This is a genomic window from Streptomyces sp. NPDC107517 (genome assembly GCF_055582645.1).
Window position 1 is genome coordinate 47,509 of sequence record NZ_JBVJPM010000002.1, and the last position, 20,728, is coordinate 68,236.

General features: G+C 72.1%; 17 protein-coding genes and 3 tRNA genes. 10 read left to right on the top strand and 10 right to left on the bottom strand.

Annotated features, from left to right (window positions below):
- Window positions 1-84: 84 nt before the first annotated feature.
- Both ACZ67T_RS03925 and ACZ67T_RS03930 read right to left on the bottom strand, forming a co-directional pair.
- Window positions 85-1,524, bottom strand: coding sequence for a xylulokinase (locus tag ACZ67T_RS03925; RefSeq protein ID WP_469981424.1), 1,440 nt, complete (start codon window positions 1,522-1,524; stop codon window positions 85-87).
- A gap of 84 nt (window positions 1,525-1,608) precedes the next feature.
- Window positions 1,609-1,917 carry a YtxH domain-containing protein gene (locus ACZ67T_RS03930; protein ID WP_469981425.1) on the bottom strand — a complete coding sequence of 103 codons (309 nt, stop codon included), beginning with the start codon at window positions 1,915-1,917 and terminating at the stop codon, window positions 1,609-1,611.
- A gap of 137 nt (window positions 1,918-2,054) precedes the next feature.
- Between ACZ67T_RS03930 and ACZ67T_RS03935 the strand changes: the two genes are divergently transcribed.
- The 5 genes from ACZ67T_RS03935 (at window position 2,055) to ACZ67T_RS03955 (ending at window position 5,367) form a co-directional block, all read left to right on the top strand.
- Window positions 2,055-2,127 (top strand) — tRNA-Asn (locus tag ACZ67T_RS03935).
- 5 nt (window positions 2,128-2,132) lie between these two features.
- Window positions 2,133-2,205 (top strand) — tRNA-Asn (locus tag ACZ67T_RS03940).
- A gap of 187 nt (window positions 2,206-2,392) precedes the next feature.
- Window positions 2,393-2,469: transfer RNA gene (locus tag ACZ67T_RS03945), tRNA-Ile, on the top strand.
- A 993-nt stretch (window positions 2,470-3,462) separates the two neighbouring features.
- The gene (locus ACZ67T_RS03950) at window positions 3,463-4,014 is read left to right on the top strand and encodes a hypothetical protein (RefSeq protein WP_469981426.1); all 552 of its coding nucleotides are present in this window, start codon (window positions 3,463-3,465) and stop codon (window positions 4,012-4,014) included.
- Window positions 4,015-4,452: 438 nt separating this feature from the next.
- The gene (locus ACZ67T_RS03955; protein WP_469981427.1) at window positions 4,453-5,367 is read left to right on the top strand and encodes a hypothetical protein; all 915 of its coding nucleotides are present in this window, start codon (window positions 4,453-4,455) and stop codon (window positions 5,365-5,367) included.
- A 1,022-nt stretch (window positions 5,368-6,389) separates the two neighbouring features.
- Here the strand turns inward: ACZ67T_RS03955 and mreB are convergent.
- Window positions 6,390-7,427 (bottom strand): rod shape-determining protein MreB, encoded by a 1,038-nt coding sequence (gene mreB / locus ACZ67T_RS03960; protein ID WP_469981428.1) that lies wholly within the window; start codon window positions 7,425-7,427, stop codon window positions 6,390-6,392.
- Between the two features lie 206 nt (window positions 7,428-7,633).
- On the opposite strand from mreB, the gene ACZ67T_RS03965 reads away from it, so the two are divergent.
- Window positions 7,634-8,911, top strand: coding sequence for an MFS transporter (locus ACZ67T_RS03965; RefSeq protein ID WP_469982239.1), 1,278 nt, complete (start codon window positions 7,634-7,636; stop codon window positions 8,909-8,911).
- A gap of 101 nt (window positions 8,912-9,012) precedes the next feature.
- On the opposite strand, the gene ACZ67T_RS03970 is transcribed toward ACZ67T_RS03965, so the two are convergent.
- Entirely contained in the window at window positions 9,013-9,237 is a 225-nt protein-coding gene (locus ACZ67T_RS03970) for a hypothetical protein (RefSeq protein ID WP_469981429.1), read from the bottom strand.
- Window positions 9,234-9,572 (bottom strand): CU044_2847 family protein, encoded by a 339-nt coding sequence (locus tag ACZ67T_RS03975; protein WP_469981430.1) that lies wholly within the window; start codon window positions 9,570-9,572, stop codon window positions 9,234-9,236. The genes ACZ67T_RS03970 and ACZ67T_RS03975 overlap by 4 nt, the downstream gene beginning before the upstream one ends.
- Before the next feature lie 257 nt (window positions 9,573-9,829).
- On the opposite strand from ACZ67T_RS03975, the gene ACZ67T_RS03980 reads away from it, so the two are divergent.
- The 3 genes from ACZ67T_RS03980 to ACZ67T_RS03990 all read left to right on the top strand — a co-directional run bounded on the left by ACZ67T_RS03980 (window position 9,830) and on the right by ACZ67T_RS03990 (window position 14,782).
- Window positions 9,830-13,501: a S8 family serine peptidase gene (locus ACZ67T_RS03980; RefSeq protein WP_469981431.1), complete on the top strand. Its 3,672-nt coding sequence runs from the start codon at window positions 9,830-9,832 to the stop codon at window positions 13,499-13,501.
- Between the two features lie 203 nt (window positions 13,502-13,704).
- The gene (locus ACZ67T_RS03985; RefSeq protein ID WP_469981432.1) at window positions 13,705-13,800 is read left to right on the top strand and encodes a putative leader peptide; all 96 of its coding nucleotides are present in this window, start codon (window positions 13,705-13,707) and stop codon (window positions 13,798-13,800) included.
- A gap of 109 nt (window positions 13,801-13,909) precedes the next feature.
- Window positions 13,910-14,782, top strand: a complete 873-nt coding sequence (locus ACZ67T_RS03990; protein ID WP_469981433.1) for an LLM class flavin-dependent oxidoreductase — start codon at window positions 13,910-13,912, stop codon at window positions 14,780-14,782.
- A gap of 404 nt (window positions 14,783-15,186) precedes the next feature.
- On the opposite strand, the gene ACZ67T_RS03995 is transcribed toward ACZ67T_RS03990, so the two are convergent.
- Together ACZ67T_RS03995 and ACZ67T_RS04000 are read right to left on the bottom strand one after the other, a co-directional pair.
- Window positions 15,187-16,539: a carboxyl transferase domain-containing protein gene (locus ACZ67T_RS03995; protein WP_469981434.1), complete on the bottom strand. Its 1,353-nt coding sequence runs from the start codon at window positions 16,537-16,539 to the stop codon at window positions 15,187-15,189.
- Window positions 16,532-17,980, bottom strand: coding sequence for an acyl-CoA synthetase (locus ACZ67T_RS04000; RefSeq protein WP_469981435.1), 1,449 nt, complete (start codon window positions 17,978-17,980; stop codon window positions 16,532-16,534). The genes ACZ67T_RS03995 and ACZ67T_RS04000 overlap by 8 nt, the downstream gene beginning before the upstream one ends.
- 168 nt (window positions 17,981-18,148) lie before the next feature.
- On the opposite strand from ACZ67T_RS04000, the gene ACZ67T_RS04005 reads away from it, so the two are divergent.
- The gene (locus ACZ67T_RS04005) at window positions 18,149-18,859 is read left to right on the top strand and encodes a FadR/GntR family transcriptional regulator (protein ID WP_469981436.1); all 711 of its coding nucleotides are present in this window, start codon (window positions 18,149-18,151) and stop codon (window positions 18,857-18,859) included.
- A gap of 83 nt (window positions 18,860-18,942) precedes the next feature.
- On the opposite strand, the gene ACZ67T_RS04010 is transcribed toward ACZ67T_RS04005, so the two are convergent.
- The 3 genes from ACZ67T_RS04010 to ACZ67T_RS04020 are packed head-to-tail and all read right to left on the bottom strand — an operon-like array spanning window position 18,943 to window position 20,721.
- On the bottom strand, window positions 18,943-19,551 hold the full coding sequence (locus ACZ67T_RS04010) for a hypothetical protein (protein ID WP_469981437.1): 609 nt from the start codon (window positions 19,549-19,551) through the stop codon (window positions 18,943-18,945).
- 23 nt (window positions 19,552-19,574) lie between these two features.
- The gene (locus ACZ67T_RS04015; RefSeq protein ID WP_469981438.1) at window positions 19,575-19,805 is read right to left on the bottom strand and encodes a Trm112 family protein; all 231 of its coding nucleotides are present in this window, start codon (window positions 19,803-19,805) and stop codon (window positions 19,575-19,577) included.
- Window positions 19,792-20,721 (bottom strand): hypothetical protein, encoded by a 930-nt coding sequence (locus tag ACZ67T_RS04020; RefSeq protein ID WP_469982240.1) that lies wholly within the window; start codon window positions 20,719-20,721, stop codon window positions 19,792-19,794. The genes ACZ67T_RS04015 and ACZ67T_RS04020 overlap by 14 nt, the downstream gene beginning before the upstream one ends.
- Between the last annotated feature and the right edge of the window lie 7 nt (window positions 20,722-20,728).

A 20,728-nucleotide genomic window follows, 5' to 3' on the forward strand; every position in this document is an offset into this window, starting at 1 on the left:
CATCGTCCGACACTCCACCCGCGTTACCTCAACCCATTTAGCCAAGAGCACGCCAAGAAACCCATGCGGAGCGGGACGAAACGCTCACGCCCCCACGGAATCGAACGCTCCGGGGTGGGTCTGCTCCCGTACGGCGGTGAACTGCTGGCGCACCGCCTGCCCGACGGGCAGCTCCTCGCCCGGCTCCAGAACCTGCGCGGCCGCGCCCTGCCACTGCGGCAGCTGACCGCTCAGCGCCCACGCCGCCTGCCGCGCCGCACCCAGCGCCGCGTAGTCCGCGGGCTGCGGCACCACGACCTGCGTCCCGAACAGCATCGGCGCCGCGGCCTGCACCGCCGGCAGCTCGGCCGCCGCCCCGAGCAGGAACACCCGCCGCACCTCGACCCCACGCGCCCGCAGGACGTCCATGGCGTCCGCGAGCCCGCACAGCATGCCCTCGAACGCGGCCCGCGCGAGATGCTCCGGCTTCATCGACTCCCGCCGCAGCCCGCTCAGGGTGCCCGCGGTGTGCGGCAGGTTCGGCGTCTTCTCGCCCTCCAGGTACGGCAGCATGACCAGCCCGTGCGAACCGGGGGTCGACTTCATCGCCAGGCCGGACAGCTCCTCGATCCCGGAGAGCCCGAGCATGTCGGCCGTACCGCGCAGGGTCCGCACCGCATTGAGCGTGTGGACGACGGGCAGATGCATGCCGGTCGCGTCGGCGAGCGAGGTGATCGTCCCGGACGGATCGACGAGCGCCTCGTGGTGCACCGCCATGACCGACCCCGAGGCGCCGAGTGACACCACGGCGTCGCCCTGCCGCACCCCGAGCCCGAACGCCGCGGCCATCGTCTCGCCCGTACCGGCAGAGATGATCAGCCCCTCCGGAGTGGTGCCCGCCGCGTCCCCGGGGCCGAGCACCTCCGGCAGCATCGCCTGGTGCCCGAGCGCCAGCTCGACCAGGTCGGGGCGGTACGAGCCGCTCGCCGCCGACCAGTAGCCGGTGCCCGAGGCGCCGCCCCGGTCGGTGGTGCGCCGCGAGGGCCGGCCGAGGAGCTGCCACACGAGCCAGTCGTGGGCCTGGAGCACGAGCGCGACCCGCTGCGCGGCCTCCGGCTCGTGCCTCGCCAGCCACCGCAGCTTCGTCACCGGATGGGCGGCTTGCGGCACACACCCGACGGCCTGCGCCCACGCCTCGCGTCCGCCCAGCCGGTCGATGAGATCCGCGGCCGAGGCCTGCGTCCGCTTGTCGCCCCCCGGCATCGCGGGCCGCACGGTGTTGCCGTGCGCGTCCAGCGGCACCAGCGCGTTCTGCTGCGTGGAGACCCCGATGGCCTGCACGCCTTCGAGCAGCCCGCCGCCCGCGGCCTCGCCGAGTGAGAGGAGCCACGCCTGTGGATCGACATCGGCGGGACGGCCGCCGCCCTCGGCGGATTCCAGCGGGTGCGGGGCATAGCCCTGCTTGAGCACGGCACCGGAGTCCGCGTCACAGACCACGATCCGAGTGAAATCGGGCGAACTGTCCAGCCCGGCGACTATCCCCATGACTGAATTCTGCCGCACTCCGCGCAGGCCCCGTCCCGCGGGCCGGGGCAGGGCCGAAGACCCGCATTCTCCGGGCCCCGGGGCTCAGGTGTTGCTGGTGCCCCAGTCGTCCTCGAGGCCGTCGCCGCCCTGGCCGCGCTCCCGCAGCGAGCGCACCCGGCCGGCCACCGAGTCGGGGACCCGGCTCTCGACCTTCTCGCCCACAGAGTGCATCGCCTTGCCCGCGAAGTGACGCGTCTGCTGGGCCGCCGACTCCGCCGTGTTCCGCACGGCGGGGTTCTGCGTGAACTCGCGGACGGACTTCTTCAGCTTCTCGTACCGCTCGCGTCCGGCCCGGGTCCCGAGCACGTATCCCAGGGCCAGACCGGCGACGAATGTGAGCCGGTAGCGCATGGCTGCCACCCTTCCCTTGTGATCACCGGGGGAACCGATTGGCGGAGCACCCCCCTGCTTGCGCTAATGTATGTGTCGCAGCGAGCGCACGCCCCCTGGCGAGTGCCCAGGTAGGTGCGTTCGATGCAACGAGACATTCCCCTGTAGCTCAATTGGCAGAGCAGCCGGCTGTTAACCGGCAGGTTACTGGTTCGAGTCCAGTCGGGGGAGCTCGATCTCCTGTAGCTCAATTGGCAGAGCAGCCGGCTGTTAACCGGCAGGTTACTGGTTCGAGTCCAGTCGGGAGAGCTGACGGACAAGACCCCCGGGGAACCCCCGGGGGTCTTCTCGTGTCGTGTTCTTCACCAGGTGGAACCGTCTGCGGGCGTGGCGAGGTCCTCTGCGGTGAGCAAGGCCGAGCATCCGGAGCAGGAGATCGTATGAGCGGCTATGCTGCGGCAGACGGCGCGCACACTTGTACGCGCCACGCCGTAACGGGGCGGTAGCTCAGCCGGTTAGAGCAGCGGACTCATAATCCGTCGGCCGTGGGTTCGAGTCCCACCCGCCCCACCAAGGTTTTCCGATGCAGGAACGTTTTAACCTGCGACACACCGGAGCATCCGTCGTTCGGCGGACGTGATTGCCCGTCAGGTAGACCGCCGGTCGCCGGTGCCGGCCCGAACGGCCGACGACCAAGCCGTTGGGCGCAACCTCCGTCGCCTGGCTCGGGGGGAAGCGCGAGCCGGTCGAGCGGGCCATCGATGACCGCGGCCCTCGGCGCCTCGAGCGCCGGGCAGGTGGGGCGCCCAGTGATCTGATTGCTCCGCCCCCTCGATCCCCCTCCGCTGCCTTTTCGACCCCCTTCGGCCCCGTCGGCCCGCGCGCAGGCCGGCCCGCTGCGTCGTGACTTCCCGGGCAACCCCGCAAGGGTTCGCTGCCGAGGCCCTGCACCTGCCCGGGAGGGGCGTCGCGCGCGGTAGGAGAGTGGCGGTAGGGGAGCGTCCGAAAGAACGGCGGGATCGGACGAGACGGCGCTCCCGCTCATCCACGGCGAGGGGCACCGTCGACGTCGAGGTCGCGGACGGCCGGGTCGCGAACGGCCCGGACACAGTAGACGTCGAGGTCGCGAACGGCCGGAGCGAACGGCCCGGCGTGCGTGGCGATGGCCGTGACCTCCGAAGGCACCCGGGACGCCAGGGGTGTGCTGGGGATCGCGAGGCCGCCGTCCTCGGGCGTGTCTGCCGGGCGTCGACGACCCTCGCCGCGACCGGCAGGGGGCGCGAGCGACTGCGCGACACGCGGGAATCTGCGACACGCCGTCGGAAGTCCGAGCAGTCGTCAGTGAGTCACCTGATAGGACTAACGAGATGTCAACTGCCCTGTGAATCAAGTCAGTTGAGAGTCGACGCGAGAGCCCCCGTCGACGGGCGCCGCCGCGGGCATACGGCCACTCGGATTATTTCTCGCATTTTCAGCACGTCTTATAAGCGACATATGGGGTGATCTCTGTATCTTCTTTCACAGAGCGGCTGTCCGGCCGATCTCTCCGAGAAGGAAGAAACTGACATGAGCAAGCGCTCCATTGCTGTCACCGCCGCCATTGCCGGCGCTGCAGCCCTCGCCGCCACCGGCATCAACTACGCCGCTGCTGCCGGCACGGAGGCCGCCCCGGCTGCTCCGGCTGTTCGTCAGGCGGCTGCTCCCGCGGCGGCGCCCCTCGGTGGCGACTCCGGCCAGGGCAAGGAGAAGGAAGACAACAACTACGGCGGCGGGGGCCGCCACTACGAGGGTCGGATCCAGTTCAACGAGCGGTCCTACTCGGCCCTCGGGGATGGCTGCATCACTGTGGTCAGCGGTCTGGGCTCGCGCAGCTTCAACGTCCGCAACGACAGCTGGAAGACTGTTGAGGTCTTCCGTGGTGCGACCTGCGACAACGGGTCTCCCATTGCCACGGTCGGACCGTGGAGCACCAGCAACAGCATCGTCCCCGCCCGCCACATCCGCGGCGGCGTGTTCGTCAAGAACGGCGTTGTGGGCAGCTTCCGTGTGGTCCACGACCGCCGCGGCGGCGGCTACGGCGGCGGCTACGGCAACGGCGGTGGCAAGGGCGGCTGGTAATACTGCCGCTGGTTAGTTGAGGCCCCGGCCCGCCGGAATCGGGCCGGGGCAATCAACAAAAGGTTATCCCAGCCGGGCACGCCGCGCCCGAGATGGCTGAATGTTCGTACGGATCACCTCACGTCCGTGCCTGCATCGCGGTGATCTCGGGCGCACCCATGGGCATGTCGCGCTTCGTCGACGGCATCCCGAGGTATGCCCGGTTCCTCGGGCTCGATCGAGCCCATTCCAAGTCGCGTCGGCTGTCGTCGGCCATGCTGCACATTCCGTATACGGACGGGGGTATACGAAACGGCGTCATGGCCGACCAGCCGAAAGAACCGCAATGGGTGGGATGCCGGCCGTGCACGGGCCGAGCGTTCACCAGGCCGCGGACCGCCTTGCTCCGTCGATCCGTGATGTCGAACCCGCCCCTTCGGACTTGAGGGATGCATGAAAATGCCGCAGAGATCGCTCACGAAAACGAAGACACCGGCCGCCGCAGCAATCTCGCAAAGACTTGAAGAGACCATCGAAAGCTCCGAGTACTGGGCAAGAAGGATGCCGCGCGAAGCCGTCCGCCTCGTGCGCAAGGAGCGCCTCTACGGCGTCGCCGCAGGAGGAGTCAGCCTCCTCACCGGCCTTCTGGCCTGGCCTGTGGTCGCCGAGTCCTCCGTGCTCACGGCGCAGGTTCTCATCTCCGGGCTGTCGGGCCTGGCGGCGCTGGCCATCGCCGCCCCCTACGCGAGCGGCCTGAGCGATCGTGGCGAGGACTCCGTCAAGCTGGGCAGCGCGTACGGGGAAATGCATCGCGAACTTCTGCGCGGCAGAGAGCAGATCGCCGCGGGATCCGCGGAGACCACGTCTCAACTGTCCGGGTTCTACCAACAGTTCGACTACATCGAGGAACGCAGAGATTCCCTCGGAATTCGGCCCATTCCTTCAAGGGTGAGCGTGTCCGGTGTTCCGTCGGCGGGCGAGGTCGGGGGTCGGGAGCGGGCCGTTCCGATCGCACAGAGCAGGTGCTCGAAGAGTTCGGAACCCGAGGCGCCGGTGGGTAGCGGTCGTACAGTGGTCGTGGATCAGGATGCGGTCGCCACGCTCATCTATCTCGTGGCGAATCAGTGGGCTTCGCAGAATCAGGATTCGGAAGCGGAGTTCGCTGGTCACCCGTCTTCGTCTCGGCCCGATATCTGCGGGCAGGGGTCTACGGGGCGCCTCGAAGAGCATTGGCAGCCCGCCTTGCCATTCGAATCCTCACGAGGTTCGGACCCCGGAAGGCCTGACGAAAGCCGCCTCACGGCAACGTCTCAAGCGCTTCTTTCGAAGCTGTCCGGTCCTGCGGGGCCGCTGCGACGATTCAGCCGTTCATGAAGGCGCGGCCGGGCACGCACGACGAGTGATGCGGGGGCCCGCGTGCGGCCGGCCAGGGGGGCCCGTCGCCGGATCAGGCCCCGCAGACGTCAGCCGATCGGCTGAGCGCAAGGGCCCGGCGAGCCCTTGCATCCGGCACACACAGGTGCTCGGCCCGGCTGAACCGAGCGGTGCGAGCGGCCTTGCGAGTCACCCTTTGACGAGGCAGTCCCGGGAGCTGTACCAGTAGGCGAACCCGCTTGGCGGGCAAGATACTTGGCGGCGTGCGGCCGGGACGGCCGGACGCCGCCGCACTCCGCCAGGCCTGCGGGCCGGCCGTTCCCCGACACCGGTCGGGGAACGGCCTCGGGCCACTGCCGATGTGTCCGGTCACGCGATCGGCGCAACGTTCCCGAGGGAGCCCACGGGCGGGATCGGCCGGCCCGTAGCACCGTTCGCCGTATGGACTCCACTCCGATAGTCGTGCACCCGCCCACCCCCACCGGGGGCCGACGGGTAGCAATCCAGGGGCACGTCGCCGGGATCGCCCGGAGTGATGCTGACCTCGTCGAACTCCTCTGTCAGGCCGGCGTGACGGTCCACAGCGCTCTCCTCGATGACGAGGCATGGGTGAAGTGGCGGGGAGGGCGAGCCCACCAGTACGCGGCGCGATGAACATCGTGGACTCGCCAAGAGCAAGCGGGTCTCCCCCGCCTCCTCAGTCATGCCTCTGCGCGCGTGCGGACGCGAGCCGCCCCATGCCGGAGAACGTAGGCTCCCGATGGTCTGCCTCGGCCGGCCTTCGCCGCCGAGCTCATCGGCGCCGGTCGGCGCACCCTGCTGATGGGTGCGTGGACTGCCCTGCGCGGGGACGTCCTTCGACGTTCGCGTGTCGCGGGGCCTCGGCCACGCCGGCCGTGCACAGCAGGAGTTGATCCCCCGAGGCGAAGTCGACCTGACGAGGGCGAGCCCGCCCGCCCGCGCACCGAGTCCCAGGGACGGTGCGCAGGTGGGCGGGCTCGCGTCGAACCCGGTCGCCGGAATCAGCCGGCCACCGGGGTGAGGGTCAGGGGCTGGACCTTGCCCTCCAGCATCGCGCCGAGGCCGAGGACCGCACAGATGTCAGGGCGTTCGGCGATATGGACCGGTACGCCCGTGGCGTCGCGCAGCATCTGGTCGAAACCGGGCAGCAGCGCGCTGCCGCCGACCATCATGATGCCGCGGTCGGCCAGGTCGGCCACCAGGTCGGGCGGGCAGTCCCGCAGGACCTTGCCGATGCCGTCGAGGACGGCGGTCAGCGGGGTGTGGATCGCGTGGCGCACGGCCGCCGTGTCGACCAGCACCGAGCGGGGCAGTCCCGTCGCCACGTCCCGGCCGTGGATCTCCGTCGACTCCGGGCCGTGCGGGGTGAGGCCATTGCCGCTGAGGGCGAGCTGCAGGGGACGTACGGACTGGGACGGGAGCATCAGTTCGTGGTGCTGGCGCAGGTGCTGGACCACCGCGTGGTCGATGGCGTCGCCGCCGACCGGGAGGCGCTCGGCGGTCACGATCGAGCCCAGGGAGAGGACGGCGATCTGCGTCGTGGCCGCACCGCACACGATGATCATCGTGGCTTCGGGGCGCTCCACGGGCAGGTCGCAGCCGACGGCGGCGGCGATGAGGGTGTCGACGAGTTCGACGCGGCGCGCCCCGAGCCCGACGAGGGTCTCGACGGCGGCGCGCTGCGCGAGCGGGTCGGCGTCGTGCGGGGTGCAGGCGGCGGCGCGCAGCCGGGGCTTGCGGCGCAGCGTGCGGCGCAGCTTCTCGCCGATGAGGTGGCGCAGCATGCGCTGGGCCATGTCGATGTCGACGACAGTGCCGCCGGAGACGGGGCGCATGACGCGGATGTAGTCGGGGGTGCGGCCCGTCATCTTCTCGGCGAGCTCACCGACCGCGATGAGTGCGCCGGTGCGGGTGTTGACGGCGGCGGCGCTCGGCTCGTCGACGACCAGGCCCGAGCCCTTCACGTACACCCGGGTCCGCGCGGCCCCCAGGTCGACGGCGAGATGGCAGCGGCGCAACTGCTCCAGACTGACGGTCATGGCAGATCCTCCCGAGAGCGCAGACCGTGACGGGTCGTCAAATGACGGCCCTCCTGAAATCCTGCGGCGGGGTGGCGCCGGGCGCGCGCTGGAATGAGCCGGGCGGGGTTCCGCCGGACGGGTGATCTTGCCGGGCGTTGTTAGCATCCCGTGTGACCAGCACCCCGTCCTCGCCGGACCAGGCAGACGCCCCCGAGACCCCTGCGATAACCGCTCCCGCACCGGTGAAGGGCGTCGCGCCGGGTGGTCGCCGCCGGATTCTCGCCGATCTCACCCCGCTGCGTATCTCCGTCGACTACCGGCGCCTGTGGGTCGGCAACACGGTGTCCTGGACGGGGCAGGCGATGACCGCGCTCGCGGTGTCCCTCCAGGTGTACGACATCACGCACTCCAGCTTCTCCGTGGGCCTGGTCGGCCTGTTCTCGCTGGTCCCGCTGATCGTCTTCGGCCTCTACGGGGGTGCCGTCGCGGACACGATGGACCGGCGCAAGCTCGGCCTCTACAGCGCGACCGGCTCGTGCGCGCTGTCCGTGGCCCTGGCCGTCGCGGCGCTCGCCGGCTACCACCGCGTCTGGCTGCTCTACGCGGTCGTGGCCCTCCAGGCGATGTGCGGGGCGCTCAACTCCCCGGCGCGCACCTCGATGATCCCTCGCCTCCTGCCGCCCGAGCACCTGCCGGCGGCGAACGCGCTCGGCTCCATGACGAGCACCGCCGGCAGCCTCATCGGCCCCATGCTGGGCGGCGTCGTGGTCGGCCTGTGGGGCTACCAGACGGCGTATCTGATCGACGCGGTCGCCTTCTCGGCGGCTCTGTACTCGATGTGGCGGTTGCCGGCGATGCTGCCGGACGTGCCGGAGGGCGAGCGGCGCAAGCGGGCGTCCGTGGTGGACGGCCTGCGGTTCCTGGCCGGGCGGCCCAACCTCCGGATGACCTTCTTCTCGGACATGTGCGCGATGGTCCTCGCGTATCCGCGGGCCCTGTACCCGGCCGTCGCGCTGCTCTGGTACGGCGGCGACGCGCGGACGACCGGCCTGCTCGTCGCTGCTCCGGCGGTGGGTGCGCTGCTGGGCGGGGTGTTCTCCGGCTGGCTGGGCCGCGTGCACCGCCACGGCCTGGCGATCGTCCTCGCCGTGTGCGCGTGGGGCCTCGCGATCGCCGCCTTCGGCCTCACCAGAAACCTCTGGCTCGGCCTCTTCTTCCTCGCGCTCGCCGGCTGCGCGGACACCGTCTCGATGGTGTTCCGCGGCACGATGCTCCAGGTCGCGGCCCCCGACGAGATGCGGGGCCGCCTCCAGGGCGTCTTCATCGTGGTCGTGGCGGGCGGCCCCCGCCTCGGCGACTTCGTCGCAGGCTCGACAGCCGACCTCGCGTCCCCCGCGGTGGCGATCACGGGCGGCGGCACGGCGTGCGCGGTGGCGGTCCTGCTGCTGGCCCTGAAGTGGCGCAAGTTCCTGAAGTACGACGCGAGGAAGCCGACGGCGTGAGGTCGGCCGGGGGCGGCCGAAGCGGCGGATCGCCGTCGCGGTGATGTGTGCCGGGCCGGTCTCGTGGGCGCGTCAGTGGTGGGTGGCGTCGAGCGGGTCCGTCAGGTGGTGGACCACGTGGCGGGTGCCGGCGTCGGGCGGGCGGCTGTGCGGCGGTTCGCGGCGTGCCCGATGAAGGGGAGGCCGGTCCTCCGGGCCGCCGTCGGTTCCGCGGGGGACGAGCCGATGAGTACGCCGTGCGGGGTGGGGGAGCCCGGCTGGTGCAGGGCGCGATGCAGGGCGTCCGGGTTCGGCATGGGGCGACGGGGGCCGTCGGGGCGGTTCACGCGTCGTCCGTGTCCGTGCGGTCCTTCGCCGACCAGGTGAGCTTCACCACCAGATGACCCTCGGCCGTGCCCTTGGCGATCACCGCGCCCGCTTCCGCGGACATCTTCACGCCGAACTCGATCTCCACGCCGTCCGGCTTGAGCGGCCCTTCGCGAAAGACCCGCAGCGCCGACTCGGCAGCCGAGCGTGCCCCGTCGAGCGCGGACTCGAACGTGCCGACCGCCTGCGCCGTGGGCAGGCCCCCGCGCGAGACGAGCCGCACCCCCGTCTCGTCGGACGCCTCGAAGACCACGGTCGTGTGGTCCTTGGTCTCGTACTCCACCAAACCGTCCATGCCGCCCCCGTGAAACCGGTCGAAACGTGTGGCACATGTCTGACGCCATTGTGGCCGAGGGGTGTTGACGCTGTCAGCCGCACGCGGACGCCGGCATCGGGACGACGTCAGGACCGTGTCCGGATCGCCCCCTGGCGGGAAGGTGCCAGGGCAGCTTCCCGCCAGGTCCCGTCAATGTCCCTGTAACAGTGCGCACTTCACACTCTTCGCAGCGCTCGGGTAACACCCCGACCCGAGGCTTACGAAGAGAGGCAACGATGACCATAGGACCAGCGAGACGGAGCGCGGCCCTGCTGTCGGCCGGGCTCGCGCTCGCGCTGCTTCCGGGCGGGCAGGCTGTCGCCGGTGACACCACCGCCCCGGCGGCCCGCGCCACCACGCCCGCCGCGCGCGCCGCGCACACAGTGACCCTGGTGACCGGCGACAAGGTGACCGTCACCGACCTCGGCGGCGAGAAGAAGGCCGTCACCGTCGACCGCGCGAAGGGCGCGACCGGGGCCGTCAGGACCCAGGTGAACGACGGGAACATCAGCGTCGTACCGGACGAGGCGCGCCCCTACCTGGCGGCCGGAACGCTGGACGCGCGGCTCTTCGACGTGAGTGAGCTGATACGTCAGGGGCTTGCCGACAACAAGGCCGATGCGACGCCGCTCATCGTGTCGTACGCGGGCAAGAGCGCCCGTTCCGCGGCGCGCACCCCGAAGGGCGCCGACCGGACCCGCGCTCTCGGCAGCATCGGCGGCGCCGCCCTGGACGCCGGCAAGGGCCGCACGTTCTGGAACGCCGTGACCGCCCCCGAGGGCAAGGACTTCGCCGACGGTATCGGCAAGATCTGGCTCGACGGCCGTGTCAAGGCCGACATGGCCGAGAGCAACGAGCAGATCGGTACCCCGAAGGCCTGGGAGGCCGGGCTCACCGGAAAGGGTGTCAAGGTCGCCGTCCTCGACACCGGGTACGACGCCACGCACCCCGACCTCGCGTCCCGCGTCACCGAGTCCAAGTCCTTCATCGAGGGCCAGGAGGTCGCGGACCGCAACGGCCACGGCACCCACGTGACCTCGACCGTGGGCGGCAGCGGCGCCGCCTCCGACGGCAAGGAGAAGGGCGTCGCCCCCGACGCGACCCTCGCCGTCGGCAAGGTCCTCAGCAACGAGGGCTCGGGCAGCGAGTCGCAGATCATCGCCGGTATGGAGTGGGCCGCCAAGGACATCCACGCCAAGGTCGTCTCCATGAGCCTCGGTTCGTCCGAGGCCAGCGACGGCACCGACCCGATGGCCGCCGCCGTGAACTCGCTGTCCGAGGAGACCGGCGCGCTCTTCGTCATCGCCGCGGGCAACTCCGGCGCCCCCGGCTCCATCGGCTCGCCGGGTGCCGCCGACTCCGCCCTCACCGTCGGCGCCGTCGACTCCGCCGACGAGGCCGCCTACTTCACCAGCAAGGGCCCCCGCTTCGGGGACAACGGGCTCAAGCCCGACCTGTCCGCGCCCGGCGTCGACATCCTCGCCGCCCGCTCCTCGCTGGTCTCCGGCAGCGGCCCCTACACCACCATGAGCGGTACGTCGATGGCGACGCCGCACGTCGCCGGTGTCGCCGCCCTGCTCGCCCAGAAGCACCCGGACTGGACGGGCGCGCAGCTCAAGGACGGGCTGATGTCGACGTCGAAGGAGCTCGCCGACTCCGCCTACGACCTGGGCTCGGGGCGCGTCAGCGTGCCCGACGCCGTGACCGCGGACATCACCGCGACCGGCAGCGCCGACCTCGGCTACTACAAGTGGCCGTACGAGAGCAACAAGCCGGTCACGAAGACGGTCACCTACAGCAACTCCTCCGACAGCGCGGTGGAGTTGACGCTGGCGGCGCAGGGCGCGCCCGACGGCGTCGTCTCGCTCGCCGACAGCAAGCTGACCGTCCCCGCGCACGGCACCGCCTCCACGACCGTGACCGGCGACGGCGCCAAGGCCGCGGTCGGGAACACCAGCGGGCACATCGTCGCGTCCGTGGCCGGCAAGCCCGTCGCGCACACCGCGTTCGGCCTGGTCAAGGAGGAGGAGCGGTACACGCTCACCGTCCATGTGAAGGACCGGGACGGCGCGGCGACGGCCGCGTATCTCGGCGTGCAGCAACTCGTCGGCAACACCGATCCGTTCCCCGCCACGGTCGGTGACTCCGGCACCCTCCAGCTGCGTCTGAAGCCCGGCTCGTACTACGTCGAGTCCTACCTCGACGTGCACGGCAGCCACGGCAAGGACTCCCTCGGGCTGGGCTACCTCGCGGACCCCGAGGTCAAGCTCGACCGGGACCGCGAGATCACCCTCGACGGGCGGCAGTTGAAGGAGATCAAGGCCGACGTCGGCCGGACCACCGAGACCCGCCACCTGCTCATGGAGGCCGACCGGAAGGCGGGCGGCGCCGACTACATGAGCGCGGTCCAGCTGCCCGTCAAGTACGACAGCATCTTCGCGGCCCCCACCCACAAGGTCACCGACGGGTCCTTCGAGTACCGCACCGTGTGGCGCCTCGGGAAGCCCTCGCTCCAGGTGGACGGCCTGCGTGAGGCGGTCGTCCAGCCCGGCGGCAGCCTCACCGAGGGCCGCAGCAGGCTCGCGCTCGTGGACGCCGGGGCCGGCGCGCCCGCCGACTACGCGGGCAGGGACGTGCGCGGCAAGGCCGTCCTCGTACGGCGCACCGACGCGCTCTCCCCGGCCGAGCTCGCCCAGGCCGCGCAGGACGCGGGCGCCAAGGCGCTGTTCGTCACCGACGACGCCGCGGGCCGGCTCAACGCCTGGTTCGGCACGGACGACGGCGACCGGCCGTTGCAGATCGCCACGGTCGACGCAGCGGACGGCGCGAAGCTCGCCGCGGACGCGAAGGCGGGCCGCAGCGTCACGATGACGGGCACCCGCAACACGCCCTGGGTGTACGACATCACCGACGAGCACAAGGGAGCCGTCCCGGGCGGCGACCTGACCTACCGGCCGGGCACGTCCGAACTCGCCGTCCTGGACGCCAAGTTCCACGCCGTGAAGCCCCAGGCCGGCGGCGAGTTCCGCTACTCGATCACCGACACCTTCCGTATCGGCCTCGGCTTCCTGGAGAAGATCGACTACCCGGCCGAGCGCACCGACTACGTCTCCACCGGCGCCGGCCAGAAGTGGCACGAGTCCGTCCAGACGGGCCCGACCGACCTGGAGCAGCGCAGCGGCCTGATCACGTACAAGGGCGGCACCCACAAGGAGCTCGACTGGTTCAAGCCGGTCTGGCACCCGTGGCTGGGCACCGGTCTCGGCTGGGGCCAGCAGCGCTCCGGCGACACCCTCCAGTTCAACGTGCCCGGCTGGGGCGACTCCGGTCCCGACCACACCGGGTTCGGCGACGTGTGGAGCGACAGCACCCAGACGCAGAACTCCGAGGTGTACGTCGACGGGGTGCTCAAGGACCGCAAGAAGAGCTCCGGCGTGTACGTGTGGGACGCCGACCCGGCCGAGCACACGTACAAGGTCGTCACCGACACGACGCTCGACCCCGAGCGCTGGAAGCTGGCCACGAAGGGCCACTCCGAGTGGACGTTCAAGTCCGCCGAGACCCCCGACGACCGGTGGACGTTCCTGCCGCTGCTCAACCTCGGCTTCGACGTCGACACCGACCTCGCGGGCAATGTCCGCGGCGGACACCGGGTCCCCGTCGGGATCAGCTCCGAGTACGTCAAGGGCGCCCCGGACACCGGGAGGATCGGCGGCGGCACCCTCGAGGTCTCGTACGACGACGGCAAGACCTGGACGAAGGTCACCCTCGACGGGCACGGCGCGTCCTGGAAGGGCACGCTGAAGGTGCCGGGCGACGCGGAGTACGTGTCGCTGCGCGCCTCGGCGAGCGACGACCGGGGCGGCAAGGTCACCCAGGAGATCATCCGCGCGGTGGGGGTCAAGTAGCCCTGTCTGCACGAGTGTTCTGACCTGTAGGGATGTACCGGCCGAAGGCCCGGTGCGGCAGCCTGCCGCACCGGGCCTTCGCATGCGCGCACCGGGCCTTCGCGAGCGTCTCAGCCGGTCCAGGCGTCCACTCCGTGATACGCATTGTCCGCGATGCGGGAACGCCCTTGTGGGCGCGCGGTGGCCGCGGGCAGGATGCGGGCATGGCTCCGGTACTCGTCTCGCGCCGCCACGTGGATCTTCTGCGTGTGTCGACGATGCTCTGTCCGGCCGCGCCCGGCGCCGACGCCCTTTCCTGAGGCCGCGCCCGGGAGGCGTCCCCTCGCCCGGCCCGCCCGCGTCCCGTGTCCTGAAGGCCGGTTCGATGCCGCAGTAGTCCACGCCCCGCGCGATTCCCGAGGTGTCGTCATGCCCGAGAACCATCCTCTGCTGCACTGGTACCTGCCGGCCCGCCGGCCGGCCGACATCGACTCGCTGGCTCCCACGGCCCTGGCCGCGGAGCGCGCCGGGTTCGACTCGCTCGCGATCCCGGCCGGCGGCCCCGACCCGTGGGCGCTCGCGTCCGGACTCTGTCGTCTCACCGAGCGGATCGGCTTCCTCGTCGCCCTGCCCGCAGGGAGCGCGGGCCCCACCGTCATCGCCCAACAGGCCGACGCCTTCCGCCGGTTCGCGGGCGGCCGCCTGAGGCTCGATGTCGGCGCGCACGGCGCCGGGCTGACCCACGACCAGCGCTACGGGCGCACCGACGAGGTGATGGCCGTCGTGCGCGACCTGCTCGACGGGCGGCGCATCGACTTCCAGGGGGAGCATGTGCAGGTCGAGGGCGCCCGGTTGAGCGACCCGGCCGTCGAGCATCCGGTGCCGCTCTACTTCGGGGGCGAGTCCCCGGACGCCGACGGCATCGCGGCCCGGCGGGCCGATGTGCGGCTGGTGAGGAGCGCGCCGCCCGCTGTCGTCGCGGAGCGCGTCGCCCGCTCGCGGGACAGGAATCCGCGGCTGCGGTACGGGCTCCGCCTGCGCCTGGTGGGCCGAAGCGAGGCGTCCGAGGCGCGGGACGCGGCGGACCGGATCCTGGACGACGGCCGGAGCGGGCCGGCGCAGGACGCGGTCGTCGGTACGTACGACGAGGTGGCGCGGCGGCTGTTCGCCTACCGGCGGCTCGGCATCGACGAGTTCGTCCTCCACGGCTGTCCGTCCCCCGGCGAGCCGGCCCGCGTCGCCGGTGAGATCCTTCCGCGGCTGCGTGCCCTCACGGACGCGGCCGAGGTCTGCGGAGCGTGACGCGCGGCGGCGCCGCCTCCCCGTGGGACCGGGGGAGACGGCGCCGCCGTGTCGACTCCGTGTGACCTGTGCGGGTCGGCGTCAGACGAGCCAGCCGACGAAGTGGACGAGGCCGGCGAGGATGTCGGTGATCAGGTTCATGGTGGCGCGTTCTCCTAGCGGTGTTGCCTGTGTGGGACCAACTCCCCGGCCACGCATGGGACATGGGCCGGGTTGGCAATCACGGTCTGCAGCCCGTTGCTTGCGCACCGTAAGCATCGTTGGTCACCGACGCCTCAGGCAATTCCTGGCGGAACGATCACCTGTTCAAGGGAACAACTGCTCCCCTGTTCGTATTTTCGAGACATCGCGAGGTCGCAGGGGTCGCTCAAGAGGCCCGCTCAAAGGGCCACTTGACGGGTCGCTCACGAAGCCGTCCCCGCGATCCCGCGCACCACGCCGAGCTCCACCAGGTCCTGCGGCCTGAGCTGGAGTTGGTCGGCCGTCGCGTCCGTCTCGTCCGGGTCGCGCTTGAGGATCGCGGTGGCGAGTTCGGGCGCGATCACGGAGAAGTAGCTGTCCGGCGTCGCCCAGGTGTTCTCCGGCGCCGCCAGGGCGAGTGCCCCGCCCGAGCCGCCCTCGCCCACGACCAGCGTGGTGACCGGGACCGGCGACGCGGCGAGCGCCGTGAACAGGTCCGCGATGGCGGCGCCCGCCCCCGACCGCTCCGCCTCCGCGTCGTTGGCCGCACCCGGCGTGTCCACCAGAGTCAGCACGGGCACACCGAGCCGCCCGGCCAGGCGCACCAGTCGCGCCGCCGTCCGGTAGCCGGCCGGCCGTGTCGCCGTACCCAGCTGTGCGGCGTACGCGACCGTCCTGCCGTCCCGCGCGCTCTCCCCGAACCCGCACAGCACACCGTCGTCGGTGCCGCCGCAGCGGTCGCCGCGGACCGTGACACGCGACGTGAAGTACGCGTCCAAGTACGCGTCGGCGCGTGGCCGTTCGGGGGCGCGGGCGCGGCGCACCGCGTCGCGGCCCGTGGCGGGCAGGTCGCCGCGGCCGAGGGCGTACGGGACCGGGGCGGGGTCGTCGGACGGGCGCGTGAGCAGGCGCAGCCACCCGGCGAGGGTCCCCGGCAGGTCGTCGGGGCGCACCACCGCGTCGACCGCGCCCGCGGCGAACTGGCCGCGTGCCGAGTACGCCGCCGGGTCCGCGTCCGCGGGTCTGACCCGCGAGCCCGCGAAGCCCACCTGCGCCGAGTCGAGCGCCAGGATCACATCGGCGCCCGCGCCGAGCGTCGCCCAGCCGCCGCCCGTCGTCGGGTCGCGCAGGACCGCCACCTGCGCAAGCCCGGCCTCCCGCGTGAGCGCCGACTGCCGTGCCACGCGCTGGAGCTGGACCAGCGCCCGCATGCCCTCCTGCATCCGGCTGCCGCCCGTCGCGACCAGCGGCACGACGGGGAGCCGGTGTGCGCGGGCGAAGGCGTACGCGGCCGCTATGCGGTCGCCGGTGCGCTCCCCGAGCGAGCCCCCGAGGAAACCGAACTCGAAGGAGACCACTACGGCCCTGGTCCCGCCGACCGACGCCGTCCCGCACACCACGGACTCGGCCTCGCCGGTGCGGGCGGTGGCCCGGGCCCGCGCCGCGTCGTAGCCCTCCCAGGAGAGCGGCCCGTCGGGCGCGTACGTGCCGTCGGGGGCGGGCAGCTCGGTGAAGGTGCCGGGGTCGGTGACGGCGGCGAGCGCCTCGCGGGCGGAGAGCCGCACGGCGTCAGCCACGGGGCAGCGCCCGCTTCATGATCTTGCCCATGTCGTTGCGCGGCATCGCCTCCAGGTAGCGCACCACGCGCGGGCGCTTGTGCGGGGCGAGCCGGTCGGCGACATGGGAGGCCAGCTCGTCGGCGGCCGGGGGCTGTTCGGCGTCGGCCGGGACGATCCAGGCCACGATGCGCTCGCCGAGGTCGTCGTCGGGCTCGCCGGTGACGGCGGCCTCGCTCACCCCGGGGTGTTCGAGCAGCGCGTTCTCGATCTCGCCCGCGCCGATCTTGTAGCCGCCGCTCTTGATGAGGTCGGTGGCCTTGCGGCCCACGATGCGGACATAGCCGTCCGGGTCGCGGACCGCCATGTCGCCGGTGCGGAACCAGCCGCCCTCGGCGAACGCGCCGGCCGTCGCGTCGGGCCGGTTCAGGTACTCCGTGAAGAGGTTGGGGCCCCTGACCTGGATCTCGCCGACCGCCTCCGGGTCGCCGGCCGGGATCTCCGTGACGCCGTCGTCCTCCACGAGCCGCACCGAGACTCCCGGCAGCGGCACGCCGACCGTGCCCGCCCGTGCCTCGCCGTCCGCGCGCACGCTCGTGTTCATCAGGGTCTCGGTCATCCCGTACCGCTCGATGACGCGGCGGCCCGCCGCGGCGGCGATCCGCTCGTGGTCGTGCACGGGCAGCGCCGCGGAACCGGACACCAGGAGCCGCGCCCCCGAAAGGGCCTTCGCCAGCTCCGGCTCGGCGGGCAGCGCCTCGGCGATGCGGTGGTACATCGTCGGCACCCCGAACAGCATGGTCGCCCCGCTGCCGAGTTCGCGCGCCACGCCCTCCGTGCTGAACCGGCCCAGGTGGCGCACCGATCCACCGCGGCGCAGCGGGCCGAGGATGCCCAGGATGAGGCCGTGCACATGGAACAGCGGCAGGCCGTGCACGAGGACGTCGTCGCCGGTCCACTCCCAGGCGTCCTGGAGCGCGTCCAGGGTCGAGGTGACCGCGCGGCGCGGCAGGACCGCGCCCTTGGGCGGGCCCGTGGTGCCGGAGGTGTAGACGACGAACGCGGGCGCCGAGGCGTCCGGCTCGGGCCGTTCGAGGGCCGGACCCGACGCGTCCACATCGATGCCGACGAACCTCAGGTCGCCGAGCGCGTCCGGGAGTTCGGTCCCCGGTGCGGCGAGCGCGACGTCCGGGGCGCTGTCGGCCACGATGTGCGCCAGCTCGCCGCCGCCCGACTTCGGGTTGAGCGGTACGGCGGGCACGCCCGCGAGCAGCGCCGCGACAACGCCGACGGCGGTTTCCAGGGTGGGCGTCGCCCACACGGCGGCCCGGCTCGCGCCGTCGAGGCGCGCGGCCAGGGCGCCGGCCGCCGAGGCCAGCTCCCCGTAGGTGAGGGAGCGGTCGCCGAAGCGCAGGGCGGGGCGGTCGGGGTCGTGGGCCAGGGCGGGGAAGAGCAGGGACACGGGTGGCGCTCCTAGCGGCGGTCGACAGTGACGGCAGTGGCCAAGTGGCTGAACCAATGTGGGGGTGGCGTCGCCCGTACGTCAAGGACGTGCCGAAAGATTGGTTCAGCCACTGGGCCATTTGTCGGGACCGCTGTTACGCTGCGGAACCCCAGGGAGGAGGGCCCCATGACCGACGCACTGCGGCCGATGACGGCCAGGCCGCGCCTGTACGAGCAGGTCCTCGACCGGCTGCGCGCCTACGTCGCCGAGGGCGGCCTGCGCGCCGGTGACCGACTCCCGCCAGAGCGCGACCTGGCCGCCCGCCTCGGCGTGAGCCGCGCCTCCGTGAAGCAGGCCATCACCGTCCTGGAGGTCCAGGGCCTGGTGGAGGCCCGGCACGGCGGCGGCACGTACCTCATGCGCGACAGCCTCGACGCGGAGCCCGTCGAGCACATGGTGGAGCGCAGACGCCGGCTGCCCGACGTCCTGGAGGCGCGCGAGGCGCTGGAGACCAAGCTCGCCGAGCTGGCCGCCGAACGCCGCACCGACGAGGACCTCGCGGCCCTGCACGCGGCGCTCGACCGCATGGCGGCCGACATCGAGGACGGCGGGCACGGCGTCGAGGGCGACCGGCTCTTCCACGCGGCCGTCACCGTGGCCGCCCACAGCGCGCTTCTCGCCGAGTTCATGCGGACCATCGCCGACCAGGTCACCGAGTCACGCACCGAGTCCCTGCGCCAGCCGCGCCGCCCGGCCCGCTCCCTCGCCCAGCACCGGGCGATCCTCGAAGCGATCGAGACGAGCCGGCCGGCACAGGCCGCGGCGGCGATGCGCCGCCACGTACGGACGGTGGCGAAGGTACGGCTCCTGGACTGGGACCCGGACGAGGGCGAGTAGCCGGCCCCGGCAAGGACGCCCGCAAGGACACCCGTAAGGCCCCCTGCAAAGACCCCCGCAATGGGGCTGCTGACCGGCCGGCGTCAGCCGGTGAGGGTCCAGCGCTGGAGCAGTCCGTAGGTGAACTCCGCTTTGACCTCCCGAAGCGTCCCCTCCGTGTCAGGCGCCGTGAAGGCGAGACCCCAGCGCGTGGGCGCCGAGCCCTCCAGCGGGCGGGCCGGAGGGAACGCCTGTGACACCTCGTCCACGGTGCAGGACCAGGGCACGAGGACGTCGAGGGTGCGGAGCGCGGGCGCGGGTGCGCCGGGGGCCCGCACCAGCCACTCGTTCCACACCGCGCCGTTCGGACCGGCCAGCGCCTCGAAGAGCAGACCGGGCCAGAGCGGCACGCTCCATTGCAGGGACTCGCACGTCAGGTCGCCGATGCGCCGGGTGACGGTGTGCTCGGGGGCGCCGAGGAGCGAGCGGTACAGGGACCGTGTGGCGAGCGGGCCTCTCACATGGCGCCTGGCCTGGTAGCGACGGTTCGCCTCCCGCATCTGTGCCACCGTCGCGCCGAGTTGCCGGCGCGCGTCCTCCACGAGGTCCGGGTTGTGGTCGGCCATGCGGCGCAGCAGGACCAGCTGGAAGTCGGTGACCGTGAAGGGCTCGCCGGTGGGGGCGGGCGTGCGTCGCGCTGCCATACGGTCCATGGTCGCGCACGGCGGCCGCGCCGTCAGGGCGACATCCGATCGAGCAGCCGCTCGTGCTCGTCCTCCGGGACCTGCTCGCCCGACGAGGGCAGGAGCTGGGGGATGCCGTCGACGATCGGGTAGCGGCGCCGCAGCCGGGGGTTGTAGAGCGCCTCACCCGGCAGAAGGGCGTCGTCATCGGGTGGGAGGAGGTGCAGCGGCCCCTTGTCGAGCGGGCAGGCCAGGATCCTCAGCAGCGGGTCATCGGGCTTCACGGTCGGTCAACTCCTTGGCGGGCGAGGGTGTTCGGGGCGGCGGGTCGTCGTGCTTCGGCATGAGGAGCAGTACGGACACGGCGAGGAGCGTGCCGGTCAGGCGCAGCGCGAGCGGCACCGGTTCGCGCGGCAGTGACTCACCGAACGCGAGCGTGCCGAGCACGGCCGTGAACAGGCACGTCACCGTCGAGCACACCGGCACGATCAGCGAGGCGCGGCACCGCTGGAGCGCCGCCTGCGACATGACGAGCCCGAACCCGCCCGTGCACAGCAGGAGATAGGGGTAGGGCGAGGTCAGCAGGTGCAGCACGGCGGTGCCGAGCCGGTCCGTGGTCAGATACCCGGCGACCCCCTTGATGGCCAGCGAGCTCACGCCGTAGAGCAGGCCCACCGCGACCCCGTACGCGACGCCGGCCGTCGGGAGGCGGTGCCGGCGGCGCGTCCTGCGCTCGGCGAGGCCGTACAGGAGCAGCCCCGCCGCGAGCGTCGGCACGCACACCCCGAGGATCAGCGCGGCGGGTGCGCCCTTGCCGACCGTGTCGCTGCCCTGGCGCAGTGACAGGACGACCATGAGGAGCGCGGCGAGGATCGCCCCGATCGCGTACCGCTCCCGGCCCGTCGTCCGCTCCCCGAGGAGCGCCGAGGACAGGAGCAGCAGGAGGACGAGGCCGGAGACGAAGACGGCCTGCGCGGCGGCGATGGGAAGCGTTCTGTAGACGGCGAGCTGAGCCCCGAAACCGGCTGCCAGGGCCAGGGAGCCGCCGAGCCAGAGGGGACTGCCGACGACGAGGCGCACCAGGCGGGCCGGGCGGCGCACGCTGAGCTGCGGCAGCGCGGCGAGCGCCCGTTTCTCCAGGACGAACCCGGTGCTGTAGAGGACGTTCGCGAGGAGCGCCGCGCCGACGCCCCACCACATGGCGGTC

Excerpts from the sequence above, each read along its gene's own strand:
- ACZ67T_RS03990 (WP_469981433.1), top strand. The coding sequence starts at position 13,910 with ATGCCCGAGAACCATCCTCTGCTGCACTGGTACCTGCCGGCCCGCCGG.
- ACZ67T_RS04010 (WP_469981437.1), bottom strand. The coding sequence starts at position 19,551 with ATGGACCGTATGGCAGCGCGACGCACGCCCGCCCCCACCGGCGAGCCC.
- ACZ67T_RS03980 (WP_469981431.1), top strand. The coding sequence starts at position 9,830 with ATGACCATAGGACCAGCGAGACGGAGCGCGGCCCTGCTGTCGGCCGGG.
- ACZ67T_RS03975 (WP_469981430.1), bottom strand. The coding sequence starts at position 9,572 with ATGGACGGTTTGGTGGAGTACGAGACCAAGGACCACACGACCGTGGTC.
- ACZ67T_RS03985 (WP_469981432.1), top strand. The coding sequence starts at position 13,705 with ATGGCTCCGGTACTCGTCTCGCGCCGCCACGTGGATCTTCTGCGTGTG.
- ACZ67T_RS04005 (WP_469981436.1), top strand. The coding sequence starts at position 18,149 with ATGACCGACGCACTGCGGCCGATGACGGCCAGGCCGCGCCTGTACGAG.
- mreB (WP_469981428.1), bottom strand. The coding sequence starts at position 7,427 with ATGACCGTCAGTCTGGAGCAGTTGCGCCGCTGCCATCTCGCCGTCGAC.
- ACZ67T_RS03925 (WP_469981424.1), bottom strand. The coding sequence starts at position 1,524 with ATGGGGATAGTCGCCGGGCTGGACAGTTCGCCCGATTTCACTCGGATC.
- ACZ67T_RS03930 (WP_469981425.1), bottom strand. The coding sequence starts at position 1,917 with ATGCGCTACCGGCTCACATTCGTCGCCGGTCTGGCCCTGGGATACGTG.
- ACZ67T_RS04020 (WP_469982240.1), bottom strand. The coding sequence starts at position 20,721 with ATGTGGTGGGGCGTCGGCGCGGCGCTCCTCGCGAACGTCCTCTACAGC.
- ACZ67T_RS03950 (WP_469981426.1), top strand. The coding sequence starts at position 3,463 with ATGAGCAAGCGCTCCATTGCTGTCACCGCCGCCATTGCCGGCGCTGCA.
- ACZ67T_RS03955 (WP_469981427.1), top strand. The coding sequence starts at position 4,453 with ATGCCGCAGAGATCGCTCACGAAAACGAAGACACCGGCCGCCGCAGCA.